Source organism: Streptococcus sp. 27098_8_12 (assembly GCF_041432115.1).
GTDB classification, from domain to species: Bacteria; Bacillota; Bacilli; order Lactobacillales; family Streptococcaceae; genus Streptococcus; species Streptococcus parasanguinis_V.
Genome location: NZ_JAPVZA010000005.1, coordinates 47,458 through 61,623, shown reverse-complemented (window position 1 = coordinate 61,623; position 14,166 = coordinate 47,458). Strand labels below are relative to the sequence as shown.

Below are 14,166 nucleotides of genomic sequence, written 5' to 3'. Positions count from 1 at the left end.
TTTTCTGGTTTTGTTTATTCAAACAATGAATAAAAATACAATAAAAGAAATAATTTTTAGGATATAAAATATGTTAAAAACTAGTGATAATTAGCGGTGCATAAGTATTTGAAAACAGAAAATGTTTGACAATTAAAGGAAAATCATTTAAAATATATTCATTCTTTATTTATAGGAGAAAAAATATGAAAAAACTTCTTACAGCCGGTGTGGCTCTCTTGTCAGTTGCAACGTTAGCAGCTTGTTCTGGTAAAACTGCTTCAGAATCATCAAGCAAAGATGCAAAAGCTTCTTCTAGCAAAGTAGAAAAATCATCTACTTCAGAAAGCAAATCAAGCAGTTCATCAAAATCATCTAAATCAGCAACCTCTTCTGTTAAAATTCCAGAAATTGTCTTGTTGACTGATGACGAAATCGATAATGCCAAAACAATTGGTGATATGAAAACTCTTTATAGTAAATTAGTGGATAACTATAAAAAATATGCTCAAGATATTGGCGATCAAATTCCCGAATCACTGAGATCTAAATATACTCAACAAGTAGAGCCAGCTCTCAAGACATTGGACGAATCAAAAACTCAATTTGATACAGCACTTTCAACTGGTGGTTCAGATGATACGGTTGTTCCTGAACAAGGGCGTACTGTTTTTGTACAACAATTGAAATCTGGACGTGACACTATGAAACAAGCTCTTGAAAGTGCATATAAATCAATTGCGCCATTGCTCTCTTCATCAGCTGAATAATCAATGAAAAAAATAGGGTAGGACCTCAAGTCCTAGCCTATTTTTTGCTTTCTTACAAAAATGTAAGAAATAAAGGGGAAAATGTAAGGTTATGTTATGGTGAAAGCGTTTTAGTTTTAGTACAATAGATTTGTAAAAAACGATTGAAGCTTTTATCAAGCTAGAAAGGAACGGACCATGACCCTACTAGACGTTCAACATATCAAAAAAATCTACAAAACCCGCTTTCAAGGAACGCAGGTTGAAGCCTTAAAGGATATCCATTTTACCGTGGAGAAGGGCGAATACGTCGCAATCATGGGGGAATCAGGATCCGGGAAATCCACCCTCCTCAATATCCTGGCCATGCTGGACCAGCCGACGGAAGGACGGGTCTACCTCAACGGTACCGATACTTCAACTATCAAGAACAAGGACGCCTCCAGCTTCCGTCGGGAAAAACTAGGCTTTGTCTTTCAAGACTTCAACCTGCTTGATACCTTGTCGGTCAAGGACAATATCCTCCTGCCCTTGGTCCTCTCTCGTAGACCTGTCAAGGAAATGATGAGCAAGGTCGATAGCGTCAGTCGGGAGTTGGGCATTCACCAGCTCTTAGAAAAATATCCCTACGAGATCTCTGGTGGGCAAAAGCAACGAGTGGCTGTAGCACGGGCCATCATTACCTCGCCAGAAATCCTCCTGGCCGACGAGCCAACAGGGGCGCTGGATTCCAAATCATCGGCTGCGTTACTAGATGTCTTTGAAGATATCAACACCATGGGCCAAACCATTCTCATGGTGACCCACTCAACCGCAGCGGCATCGCGTGCCAAGCGCGTGCTCTTTATCAAGGATGGGATCCTTTACAACCAGATCTTTCGCGGGGAAAAGACGGAGCGTCAGATGTTCCAAGAAATCTCAGATACCCTGACGGTCATGGCGGGGAAGGAGGATCGTGATGTTTAAATTAACAAGTAAATTAGCTCTTTCCAACCTCAAACAAAATCGCAAGCTCTATTACCCTTTCGCTATAGCTGTTATTTTAACGACCATGATCCTCTATAGCTTTATCGCCCTGGCAACGACCCCTCATTTAGAGGATTCTTACGGAGGGGGAGCGGCGAGAACTGTTCTTGGTTTTGGTAGTTTCGTTGTCCAATTAGTCGTCATCATTTTAGTGGCTTATGCCAATGGCTATGTCATGAAAAATCGTTCCAAAGAACTGGGACTCTACAGTGTTCTGGGAATGGAGAAGAAGCATCTCCTCATCATGACCTTATGGGAATTGCTCTTCTTCTATGTTCTCACAGTTGGAGTAGGACTGGGCTTGGGGCTCTTGTTTGATCCTTTGATTTTTGCCCTGCTCTTAAAATGTATGGGGCTTCCAGTCGTCATTCAATCGACCTTCCAGATAGAGGCTGTTCTTAACACTTTACTTGGATTAGCCTTAGCTTTTGGTCTCATTCTTTTGTTGAATTCTTTCCGCCTCTTGCGCTACAGTTCCCTCCACCTCATGCAACAGAAAAAGGCAGGAGAGAAGAAGGGACGCTTCTTGCTGGTTCAAACTCTGTTAGGACTAGGGCTCTTAGGAATTGCTTTTTATATGGCGCTAACCGTTGAGCGTCCGGTTGCAGCGGTTCAAGGATTCTTTATTGCTGTCATCTTGGTCATTCTAGCGACTTATCTCTTATTTAACGCAGGCTCGATTACCTTCTTAAGATTTCTCAGAGGTCGGAAATCCTACTATTACAAGCCAGAGAATTTTATATCTGTCTCCAACTTAATAGCTCGGATGCGAAAAAATGCAGCGGGTCTTGCGACGATTAGTATTCTATCCACCATGGTCTTGGTCACCTTAACCGGGTCGCTCAATATCTTTATTGGAGGGCAGAATTACCTAGATACTGTTTACCCTTCTGATTACATGATTAGTGTGGGGCATATGCCTTCAGATGCTGAAACAGAAACGGTTATTGAAGATGTTCAAGCTCAAATTAAGAAAACAGCCGATGCGACACATCTATCAGATTATCAGGTGGCACAGACAACATACTGGTCGGCTGAAATTCGAAAGATTGATGGAAGGAGCTTAGAGGTGAATGACCAGTCCACTCCATCAACTGGTCAGGAGTTGAAGTCAGAAGGAACAGTCTACTTTTTTGATCAGGCGACTTATGAGCAACTGACCGGTCAAAAAGTTGAGCTTGGGGAAAATGAAATCCTAGCCTATGGGTATCAATATCCTGGAAGATTAGACGCACAATTAGAAATCAATGGGAAGACCTTCACGATTAAAGAAAAGCTAAACTCCAATTTTATCCAAGGGAAACTCCCTCAAGCCGACCTGTTTCAACACCAAATGGGCTTGTACCTGGTCCTCCCTGACTTGAACCAACTGGGACTAAAAGTTGATAAAAATTTGGAATTCTCTATTAGTGCTAAAAATAAAGATAACCAAGATTTTATTTCTGGCTTGATCAAAGAGCTGTATTCGACAGACAAAATCAGTCAATATGGTGCGACTTATTTTGGTGGATTTGATCGATACAGTATAGAGAAAGATTGGCGTGAAACAGCAGGGACTCTTCTATTTATCGGGATTTTTTTATCTGTGATCTTTCTATTAGCTACGGTTCTCGTCATTTACTACAAACAGATTTCAGAAGGCTATGAGGACCGGGAAAATTTTGTGATCTTGCAACAAGTAGGATTGGACCAAAAGCAAACCGGCACCACCATACGCAAACAGATTCTCACCGTCTTTTTCCTTCCATTATTCTTCTCCTTCCTCTACCTAGGAGTGGCCTATAAGATGATTGCAAAAATCGTTGCTCTCTTAGGAGCGAACAATGCGGGCTTGGTCCTTCAAACAACCTTAGCCATCTGCGCTGTCTTTTTCATCTCTTATATCCTCGTCTTTCTTCTGACTTCTAGAAGTTATCGGAAGATTGTCGTGAGGTAGCGCTGAGTCTATAAAAGATTGAGAAATGAAAAATCCAATAAATAGACAAACTGTTTTTTACATAGGACAAGCCAAGTGTTGCGGAAAGAATTATAATAATCTAATTTATTAAGCTTATTTAAACAAATACCGAAACTTTCCGCCGTTAGAAAAGTGCTAGAAATACTAGTATTTCTAGCACTCGGGAGTTTTGGAACCTTAGGTCCAAAACTAAGTTATGGAACTTCCTGGATTGCTGAAATCATCCACTGGATAATTTCACCTAACGTCCGTACTCACCTAAGGAAAGTTTCAAAGATAGGTATTTCCTTAATCAAAAACACCGAGGATTTTATCCCCGGTGTTTTCTATCACGATTATTTCACGTGTTTTGCAAGTTCTTCTTGCGCTTTTTTGTTTGATTCTTCTTTTTCTTTCAACCAATTCTTATAAGCTTTTTCATGTTCGGCAGTTGTAACTGTCTTATCTTGAAGTTTTTGGTATTTGAAGAAGGTTGTTTCACCTTTAATACCAATTGCAGAATTTGCTGCTGAGAATGGTGTTACCTTCGTGATAGATGGTACTCCACCCTTAGAGTAGATTGGAAGAACCATTGCGTTTTCAGTCAACCAAGCTTGGGCATCAGCGTATTTTTCATAACGTGCATTGGTATCCAATTTTTCAGCATTGGCAGCATCTAGCAATTCTTTGTATTGATTCAAACCAATTTTCTCGATGAGCGCTTGGTCTTTCTTAGGATCAAGTCCCATACCAGTCAAGGTTGAACCATCTGTTGGGTTCAAGATATCCAAGTAAGTAGATGGATCTTGGAAGTCAGGTCCCCAACCTGTGATATCCATATCAAAGTCTTTTTGATCTGGTGATTGGGCGAAGTAAGTAGCGTTGTCTGCATCGTCTGTAGACAATTTTTGTACATCGATCACGACATTGTCTTTACCAAGAGCTGTTTCAATAGAACTCTTCATAGAGTCTGCTTGTTGGACAAGAGCATTAGAAGATTGGTCTACGACATAGTCGATATGGATTGGGAATTGAACACCTTGTGATTGCAATTCAGATTTCGCTTTTTCAAGTTCCGCTTTGGCTTTATCCGCATTATGCAAGCTGTCTTGAGCATCAGCAAAGCTCACACCTTTCCACTCATCTCCTGTTGCGGCAAGTTTTTCTTCAACGAGCGTACCGAAGTCTTTTCCGTTGGCTTGCACAAATGTTGGTGGAACTAGAAGGGTACGTAGAGTTTTTGATGCTCCGTCTTTCCCGTTAACTTGAGCGCTGTAGGAAGTTCTGTCTAAAGCAAAGTTCAAGGCTTGACGGAAATTCTTGTTTTGAAGAGCTGTCTTAGTACTGTTCTTTTGCTCATCAGACGTCTTCTTCGTATGACCGTAGTTTTGACGGTTAACGTTGAAGTAAGCGTAGTAAACAGTAGAATCTTGAGGTGTATAAACGATGTTATCCTTGAATTTCTTCTCAATTGTGCTGTAAGTTGAGCTTGTTGGGAAGAGACGAGCAGTAGATAGGTTCCCATCTGAGAAGTTACGAGCAAGATAGTCTTGGTCAGATCCATCGAAGTAAGTCAATTTAACCGTATCGATGTGAACATTTTTCTTGTCGTAGTAATCAGGGTTTTTATCCAACTCGATTTGTGATTTTGAAGTGAAGGATTTCAAAATGTATGGACCATTGTAGAGGATACCATTTGGTTTCACGCTACCAAAGTCTTTCCCAGCTGATTCCAAGAATTTTTCATTAACTGGCATCATGGTAGCAGTCGTCAATTTAGAATTCCAGAAAGATTCTGGTTGGTTCAAAGTGTATTGAAGAGTGTGATCATCAACAGCTTTTACCCCAACAGTTGAGAAGTCTTTGGTTTTCCCGTTTACATAGTCATCCAAGCCTTTGACCGAGTTTTGAACCAAGTAAAGAGCATCCGATTTTTTATCTGCTACGTATTTTAGAGATGTCACGAAATCTTGTGCAGTGACGTCAGCGTATTCATTTCCTTCTGAATCATACCACTTCGCATCTTTTCGAAGCTTGTAAGTATAAGTCAGACCGTCTTTTGAAACGGACCAGTCCTCAGCAAGAGCAGGCACTAAGTTACCGTATTGATCGTTTTCAAACAAACCATCGACCAAGTTGGTTGTAATGTCGCTTGTAGTTGAACGATTTGAAGTCAAATAGTTCAAGGAATCAGGGTCTGTACCATACACGTAGTTGTAAGTAGTCCCTTTTGACGCATTAGAAGATGAGCCACATGCAGCAAGGAAAAGCGTTGAAGCCGCGGCGACACCTGCTAAAAGAGCAAGCTTCGATTTTTTCATATTCGTGTCTCCTTTTGAATAATTTTAATTATTATACTCCAATCAATCTACAAAATAAAGTGTTTTTTGAACTTTTTTTGTATATTTACACACCACTATACAGTAAAACCCTTGATTTTAAGGGATTTTTAAGGAATAAAAATTTTTTTAAAAAATTACTATTATGCTTTACATACTAGTAAAGAAAGAGTATACTGATAGTGAGCAAACTAGTATGTAAAACAAACTAGTGAAAAATGTGAAGAAAGAGGTGAGAAGGATGAAAGAGTCCCAATTACTAAAGGGAGTCTTGGAGGGCTGTGTGCTGGAGATTATTTCCAAAAAGGCTATCTATGGCTATGAATTGATCCAAAGTCTCAAAGAGATGGGATTTGATAAGATTGTCGCTGGGACCATTTATCCCCTGCTTCAAAAATTAGAAAAACAAGGGGTCATTCATGGGGAAATGAGGCCGTCTCCAGATGGTCCTGATCGCAAGTATTTTTCACTCAGTGATGCTGGAAGAGAGCGCTTAGAGGAATTTTGGGACCAGTGGCAGGAGCTAGTCACAAAAGTAGAACGTATCAAGAAGGAGGGAGAAGAATGGTAGAAAGTTATACCGAAAAAATGTCAGATGAATTGATTCATCTAAACAAAGAGGATCAAGCCTATGTGAAAAAAATGGTGGCCTATATTGGGGCCAAATCCTATTTTTATGATGATGAAGCACTCGGTGAACAACTCTACAATATGGTTTGCGACCTGAAAGTTGCTGAAAAAGAAGGCATTCGGGCGGTGGATTATTTTGGAAAGGATCCACGGGCGATGGTGGATCAAGTTCTTTCAGACTTGCCTAAACGCTCTTTAGGATCTTATGTGGGACTCGTCTTCCTACTTGGAGTGATCTTGGTTGGCATGCGTTATTTAATGGATTTTACCTGGATGACGCCACTAAAAATCGAACCCTTGACCTATGTTGTCATTCTCCTCAATTTCTTGGTGTTCAGCCAGTTCATCACGTGGCTTTGGTCTAAACAGAGCTATGGTGAAATGAAGTGGTCTTGGGCTATGTTTATCAGTGTGATCAGCCTGATGGTATTTCTGAACATCGTACGACAATTTTCGATCTATTTTGGCCACATTGGGAGTCTCTTCTTATCAGATGGTTGGGCAATTGTTCTCGCTGTCCTAGTCTTACTTGGGTTTACGGTCATGGCTTTTAGAAGCAGGAATCGTCTGATGTCGAGTCTACTAGTCATGGGCCTGACTTTCCTAGTTACAGGATGCTGGATTCGTCTTGTGAATCAGGAAACTGCTCATTTAATAGGCTGGTTACTTCCTCTCATGGGACTAGTCCTGACCCTTATTGTATTTTGTCTCCAAAGAAAGAAGGAAGAAGCATGAAATCAGCAATGTATTTTGAAGAAACGCAGGCCTTGATGCAAACCTTTAGCCAGGAGGACCAAGCCTATTTCCAAGATCTCTGGGATTATTTCAATTTTGCAGGTTTCTTATATGAGGAGAAAGCCTTAAGAGAGCAGGTCTATAATCTAGCGCTAGATTTTTCGCAAGCAGGAGCGGATGGCTTAACGGCCAAGGACTATTTTGGTCTCGATCCAAAGGGAATGGCAGACCAAATCATCGAAAATATGCCCAAAGAATCGACGCGGTCTGTTTTGAAATATGGGGCTATCTTTTCAGGTATTGTGATATTTTATCGCCTCTTAAGTGATTTTGCTTCTCAAGCGGTCCTTGTGCTCAAGCCACTAGTCTATTTGACAGACATCATTTTGGGACTCCTAGCTGTTGGGATCATCTTCTATCTCCTTCGTCGTCTCATTTTTGCGGAGGAAAAAACGAAAAAAGCAATTTATGTAGCATTTGTTCTAGTTCTAGGATTCTATTTTGTCGGTGAAATAGTGGGAGTCCGCTTCTTGCCAGCTCTTGCTTGGTTTGTAGTCCCTAGTCCTTGGGATACTCTTCTCATGACAGGGGCTAGCGGGGCTCTCATTCTTTGGCAATGGAAAGAAGAGTTTGGACGAGCTTTCATCTTTCCTATCGTCGCCTTTTTAGTGGTTGGATTCTTACATCGCTGGACCTTGGCACAAGGAGTTCAGAATCTTGGTATGACGGTTCTTCTGCCCACAGTGATCATCGTCTTTGGGTTGGTTATTTATTATTGGTTTACGATTCGTGCTTTGAAAAAGAATAGGACGGAAAGTGATAAATAGTAAGAAAAGGGGGGGCTGGGACAAAAGTCCTAGCCTCTCAATTATTTTTGGATTGTCGAGCAAGACGCAGTGGTTGAGTGCTCAAAGCACTGCTTTGAGGTGGTAGATAGGACTTGCTAAGCAAGTTTCCTAAGTAGTTGTTCGCTTTTCAAGTTCCAAAGATGCCCTACTCAACTGTGCGGAGGTGGGACGACGAAATCGAATTCTAACAAATTACCGATTTCTGTCTCACTCTCTTTCTTATCCAAGTATGATAGAATAAACTCATTAGATGGGAGAATATACATGAATCTATTTCGAAAAAAGGCTTGGGGACAGGTTCACCCAGGGTTAAACCGCTATTTACGGTTGTGGGATTTGATTATTTTAGGAATCGGTGCCATGGTGGGGACAGGGATCTTCACGATTACGGGGACTGCAGCGGCGAATTTAGCTGGTCCAGCCTTGATCATTTCAATTGTGATTGCGGCTTTTTGCGTCGGCTTATCTGCCCTCTTCTTTGCAGAATTTGCATCCCGCATTCCTTCAACTGGTGGAGCCTATAGCTACCTCTATGCCATCTTTGGAGAGTTTCCAGCCTGGATTGCAGGTTGGTTGACCGTGATGGAATTCATGACAGCCGTATCAGGTGTGGCCTCAGGTTGGGCTGCTTATTTCAAGGGATTGTTGGCCAATCTTGGCTGGCGTCTGCCGACGGCTTTAAATGGGACTTTTGATCCAGCTGCGGGAACTTATGTGGATCTCTTACCTATTTTGGTCATGGTCCTCGTCACAGCCTTGGTCCTTATGAATGCAAAAGCCGTCTTACGCTTCAATTCCTTGCTGGTCTTACTCAAGTTCTCAGCTCTTACCTTGTTTATTCTTGTCGGGATTTTTCACCTAAACCCTGGCAACTGGGGAAACTTTGCCCCTTATGGCTTTGGCGAAATTTATGGTGGTCAAACAGGGATTATGGCTGGCGCTTCGCTCATGTTCTTTGCCTTTCTTGGTTTTGAGTCCATTTCAATGGCGGTCGATGAAATCAAGGAACCACAAAAGAACGTTCCTCGCGGCATTGTCCTTAGTCTTTTGATCACAACGGTTCTTTATATCTTGGTTACCCTGGTTTTGACCGGCATGGTTCCTTTTAAGAACTTAAATGTAGAGGATGCGGTTGCCTTTGCCCTCCGTCAGGTAGGAGCTAGCTGGGCAGGGAATTATGTATCGTTGGTCGCTATTTTGACCCTGATTACCGTCTGCATTTCTATGACTTTTGCCCTCTCACGGATGATTTACAGTTTGGCGCGAGATGGCCTTTTGCCAAAAGCGATGAAACAGCTCGATCCTAAAACCAGAATCCCAAAAAATGCGACCCTGGTCGCTGGAGTAATGGCTGCCATTGCTGGTGGAGTTTTTCCGCTAGCTAGTATCGCTTCCTTTTTAAATATCTGTACCTTGGCTTACCTGGTTATGTTGGCCTTTGCCCTCTTGAAATTGCGCAAGGAACACGGTGCTCCTGGACCTGGTGAATTTAAAACGCCTTTGGTTCCGGTCTTGCCAATTCTATCGATTGTGGTCTGTGTGTCCTTTATGACCCAGTATTCTCTATCGACCTGGCTGGCCTTTGGAGTTGCTCTCTTGATTGGGATAGGAATTTATTTTGGCTATGGGTATCGCCATTCAGAAGAACATAAATAAAAGATGAAAGCTAGAGTAGAAGAACTCTGGCTTTTTGTATAGGGAAAGCTCTTTTTTTGGTATAATAAAGGGAGAAAGTTAAATAGATAACAAAGGAGAACACCATGACATTTGAAGAGATTTTAAATAATAGTAATCATAAATTTCTTTAATGAATTCCACATAGAGTTCTGGTTTCTTAAAATTATATTTTATAGAGTTCGTCTACATTTCTTATTGTTTCACTCTAGAATAATTGGTAGAGGGTTATAATAGAATTATATTTTCGAAAAGTCGAAGTAGTTATAAATATTTATAAAAGTATAAGAAAGTAAAAGATAAGATTGAAAAATGAATAGGAGGTTATTATGAGATTCATTATTTCTTTTATCACATTTTGTGGTTTAGTTGGTGTTTGGTATTTTATAAAAAAACAACCTAATATAAAATATCGAAACATTTCGGCTTTGATCTCTTTAATTAGTTTTGTTATATTTGGTTTATTCTTTCGAGAAGATAAATCTCAACAAGGTTCGGTCAGATCTGTTGTTAGTTCAAGCAGTTCGTCTTTGAATTTATCTACAACAACTCAGGCATCTTCCTCGATATTAGAAGTGAGTTCATCAAGCGAATCAGCTTCGATATCAAATCAATTTAATGATGAAGAGTTTCAAAAATATGCTAGTCAATTTCAGAATAAATTGAATGAGTTGGTAAAAGAAACTGGGCAAGTTTATAGTGCTACAGGGAGAGGTCTTATACTATATCTGACTGTTCCACAAGACTTTAAATATAATTCAAAAGATAATATTCAAGAATTTGCTGATAAAGTGTTGCAGGTCAAGAATGAAACTTTTCCTGTTTGGCTTGTTGAAAATGGCTATTCTGCACAAGATGTAAGTATTCGTCTACACATTAAGACAGAAGATGGAACGGTACTCGCAAAAGAAAAGTTATCGGGAATAATGAAAGTTACGAAGTAAAAAATCAAATTAAGCAAACCTACCTCAAAAATGTTGGCTGATCTGTCTATTAAAAATGAAATAAGTCATCTTATTAATTTGCTAAAAAATAAATACATATTTTGGTTCTTCTAGTTTTGATAGAAGAAAAATTAAAATGTTAGTTTTTGTTAGTATGTGTTATTTTTCGAAGAAAACCGAAAATTTTATCTAGGTTTTCACAATATGTGATATAGTTTTTTTGAAACTATTTTTATATAGACTTTGAACTAATTAATTCTTGACATTGGAGTACGTGGAATTTACTTGGAAAATAAAAAAACGCTGATTTTACGACGTTTTTAACCTATTTAGAATTTACTTGGAAAATAAAAATTATGGAAGATAAAGATTTAAAAAAGTTATTAGAATTATTGAATAAAAATGAAGATGAAATTATTGAATACAAAGTTAATAATAAAGATCATGATCGTATAGGCAAATATATATCAGCTTTAGCTAACTCAGCAGCAATGTTAGGTCAGCAATTCTCATACTTAATTTGGGGGGTTAATGATGTTTCAAAAGAAATTATTGGTACAAAATTCTATCCAAAAACTGAAAAACATGCACAGGGTGAGCCGTTTATTACTTGGTTAGAAAGGATGCTTGATCCTCGTATCACAATTCGTTTTGAAGAATATGATATCGAACAAAAACATGTTGTCGTTTTAGTCATCCACATGAATGCTGGTAGACCTGTTGCTTTTAGCGGTAGTCGATACATTAGAAGTGGATCTTCATTAAAAAACTTAAAGGATTATCCTGAAAAGGAAAGAGAACTGTGGAAATCCTTTGAATCGCGATCATTTGAAAGAGAGTATGCAAAAACCGCATGTACATTTGAAGAAATTAAAGAATTGATTGATGTTAATTCCTATTTGAAAATGATGGGATACTTTGAAGATTCAAACGATGAAGAGATAATTTTTCATATGATAGAAGATGGTGTGATAGAATCTTCTGGAAAAACTTTCAATCTAACCAATATGGGAGCATTTACATTCGCAAAAAATCTTAAAAATTTTGAAAATTTATCTGCTCATGCTTTACGAGTAATTAGATATGCCGGTAATAATAAACTAAGTGCAGTAGCTGATAATACAGCTAGTAAAGGAGCTGCCGTTGGTTTTGAAGGTTTACTAAAATTTATCAATGGTCATTTACCTCGTAATCCTGAAACGTTAAAAGATAATGGACAAATCACTTCTGATACAGATTATCCTCCTCTGGTTATACGTGAAATAGTTGCAAACCAAATAGTACATCAGGATTTTTCTGTAAAAGGTAGCTCACCAACAATTGAAATATTTGATAATAGAGTAGTATTCACAAATCCTGGATCTCCTCTTAATCGTCCTGAAAGATTGCTTGATATGCCTCCTTACTCTCGAAATGAAGCTTTAGCTGAACTATTTCGAAAGATGCATTTAGTAGAGTCTCGTGGTAGCGGTATAGATAAGATTATCTTAACGTTGGAATTAAATCACTTACCTGCTCCGGATATAGCTGCTAAGGATAATTATACTGTTGTTACTTTACATCAACGACGAACAATCCAAGAAATGGGGAATAGAGAAAAAATAAATGCTATTTATTATCATTCTGCATTACTCTACATAGAAGATAATTTTATGACAAATAGTACACTAAGAAAAAGATTCGGATTGACAAATAAACAATCATCTATCGCTTCTAAACTCATTGCTCTTGCGTTAGAAAATGACAAAATAAAAATTTATGACGAAAACGCTGGAAAAAAGAATATGCAGTATATTCCATACTGGGGCATTAGTTACAATAATAACTCTACTCCAATTTCCTCAAAATAAACGCTAATAAGGGATTTCACAAGTTCAAACATGATTTGAACCACAATTTAAAACCTTTTTAATAATAGTTTACCTAATGATGTTTTTTGAAAGGAATATAAAAATTTCAGAAGTAAAAAAAGATGGCAGTACAGTATATTGTGCTAGTATGTATTTAGAAATAGATTAGATAACTGGAAAAAGGTGAAAACTAGTATAACTGCCCAAACTAGAAAAGAACAAAATTAAATGATAAAACCTAGCAAAAAAATTTAAATATAAATTCAGTTACATTACTGAGTTAGTGTAGATATAACATTATTAGGAACCAGCTGATTTATGGCTAGATACATTTAAATTAACTGTAAAACCATAGACCTTAAAATATAACGAAATCACAATTGTATAACATTTAGTTCTTATTATAAAAGAGCCATGAATGCTCTTTAGGTTCACAAAAAGGTGAACAAAATACAATGAATATGTTTTACGAGTTCATAAAGTTCATCATATCAATATTAAATTACATCAAAGGAGAACACCATGACATTTGAAGAGATTTTACCAGGATTAAAGGCCAAGAAAAAATATGTACGAACAGGATGGGGTGGAGGAGAAAACTATGTCCAATTGTTTGATACCATCGAGCAAAATGGAGTGGCTCTGGAAGTGACACCTTATTTCCTCATTAACGTGTCTGGTGAAGGCGAAGGCTTTTCCATGTGGAGTCCAACTCCCTGTGATGTTCTAGCGACAGATTGGGTGGAAGTCCATGACTAAACGGGTCTTGATTACAGGCGTGAGCTCCGGGATTGGTCTGGCGCAAGCTCGTTTGTTTTTAGAAAAGGGCTACCAGGTCTATGGGGTGGATCAGGGAGCTGATCCCCAGTTGCCAGGTGAGTTTCACTTCTTACAGCTAGACTTAACCTTGGATTTGACGCCGATTTTTGACTGGTGTCCTGAGGTAGATGTCTTGTGCAATACAGCTGGAGTATTGGACGATTATAAACCGCTTCTGGAGCAAAGCGCTCAGGAGATTCAGGAGATTTTTGAGATTAACTATGTGACTCCGGTGGAGCTGACACGGCATTATCTGACTCAAATGTTGGAGAAGAAGCGAGGTATCATCATCAATATGTGCTCCATTGCATCTATTCTAGCTGGTGGAGGCGGTCACGCTTATACTTCCTCCAAGCATGCTCTAGCGGGCTTTACCAAGCAGTTGGCCCTGGATTATGCAGAATCTGGCATTCAAGTCTTTGGGATCGCTCCAGGTGCTGTCAAGACTGGCATGACTGCTGCGGACTTTGAACCCGGTGGCTTAGCAGACTGGGTAGCCAGTGAAACACCTATCAAACGCTGGATTGAGCCAGAAGAAGTGGCAGAAGTCAGTTTCTTTTTGGCCAGTGGGAAGGTATCTGCCATGCAGGGACAAATCTTGACCATTGATGGTGGTTGGAGTTTGAAGTAGGAGGAA

Annotated in this window: 12 protein-coding genes; 11 read left to right on the top strand and 1 reads right to left on the bottom strand. The window is 39.2% G+C overall.

Going from position 1 to position 14,166, the window contains the following annotated elements; translation table 11 throughout:
* Positions 1–185: 185 nt before the first annotated feature.
* The 3 genes from O3629_RS03070 (at position 186) to O3629_RS03060 (ending at position 3,690) form a co-directional block, all read left to right on the top strand.
* Complete coding sequence (locus tag O3629_RS03070; RefSeq protein WP_021152825.1) at positions 186–749, top strand: hypothetical protein; 564 nt, start codon at positions 186–188, stop codon at positions 747–749.
* A gap of 177 nt (positions 750–926) precedes the next feature.
* Positions 927–1,694, top strand: a complete 768-nt coding sequence (locus tag O3629_RS03065) for an ABC transporter ATP-binding protein (protein WP_371468976.1) — start codon at positions 927–929, stop codon at positions 1,692–1,694.
* Positions 1,687–3,690, top strand: a complete 2,004-nt coding sequence (locus O3629_RS03060) for an FtsX-like permease family protein (RefSeq protein WP_371608699.1) — start codon at positions 1,687–1,689, stop codon at positions 3,688–3,690. Before O3629_RS03065 ends, O3629_RS03060 begins: the two co-directional genes overlap by 8 nt.
* 356 nt (positions 3,691–4,046) lie before the next feature.
* Here the strand turns inward: O3629_RS03060 and O3629_RS03055 are convergent, their stop codons facing one another.
* Positions 4,047–6,011 carry a peptide ABC transporter substrate-binding protein gene (locus tag O3629_RS03055; RefSeq protein WP_371608698.1) on the bottom strand — a complete coding sequence of 655 codons (1,965 nt, stop codon included), beginning with the start codon at positions 6,009–6,011 and terminating at the stop codon, positions 4,047–4,049.
* A 259-nt stretch (positions 6,012–6,270) separates the two neighbouring features.
* Here O3629_RS03055 and O3629_RS03050 point away from each other — a divergent pair, with 259 nt between their 5' ends.
* The 8 genes from O3629_RS03050 to O3629_RS03015 all read left to right on the top strand — a co-directional run bounded on the left by O3629_RS03050 (position 6,271) and on the right by O3629_RS03015 (position 14,160).
* The gene (locus O3629_RS03050) at positions 6,271–6,600 is read left to right on the top strand and encodes a PadR family transcriptional regulator (RefSeq protein ID WP_003012258.1); all 330 of its coding nucleotides are present in this window, start codon (positions 6,271–6,273) and stop codon (positions 6,598–6,600) included.
* Positions 6,594–7,394 carry a hypothetical protein gene (locus O3629_RS03045; protein WP_070589537.1) on the top strand — a complete coding sequence of 267 codons (801 nt, stop codon included), beginning with the start codon at positions 6,594–6,596 and terminating at the stop codon, positions 7,392–7,394. The genes O3629_RS03050 and O3629_RS03045 overlap by 7 nt, the downstream gene beginning before the upstream one ends.
* Entirely contained in the window at positions 7,391–8,221 is an 831-nt protein-coding gene (locus O3629_RS03040; RefSeq protein WP_070589535.1) for a hypothetical protein, read from the top strand. The genes O3629_RS03045 and O3629_RS03040 overlap by 4 nt, the downstream gene beginning before the upstream one ends.
* 285 nt (positions 8,222–8,506) lie before the next feature.
* Positions 8,507–9,898, top strand: a complete 1,392-nt coding sequence (locus tag O3629_RS03035) for an APC family permease (RefSeq protein ID WP_195422884.1) — start codon at positions 8,507–8,509, stop codon at positions 9,896–9,898.
* A 347-nt stretch (positions 9,899–10,245) separates the two neighbouring features.
* Positions 10,246–10,860, top strand: coding sequence for a hypothetical protein (locus O3629_RS03030; RefSeq protein WP_070589531.1), 615 nt, complete (start codon positions 10,246–10,248; stop codon positions 10,858–10,860).
* Between the two features lie 356 nt (positions 10,861–11,216).
* The gene (locus tag O3629_RS03025; protein WP_070589529.1) at positions 11,217–12,710 is read left to right on the top strand and encodes an ATP-binding protein; all 1,494 of its coding nucleotides are present in this window, start codon (positions 11,217–11,219) and stop codon (positions 12,708–12,710) included.
* Positions 12,711–13,232: 522 nt separating this feature from the next.
* Entirely contained in the window at positions 13,233–13,469 is a 237-nt protein-coding gene (locus O3629_RS03020) for a DUF2829 domain-containing protein (protein WP_070589528.1), read from the top strand.
* On the top strand, positions 13,462–14,160 hold the full coding sequence (locus O3629_RS03015; protein WP_070589525.1) for a 3-oxoacyl-ACP reductase: 699 nt from the start codon (positions 13,462–13,464) through the stop codon (positions 14,158–14,160). The genes O3629_RS03020 and O3629_RS03015 overlap by 8 nt, the downstream gene beginning before the upstream one ends.
* Positions 14,161–14,166: the final 6 nt, after the last annotated feature.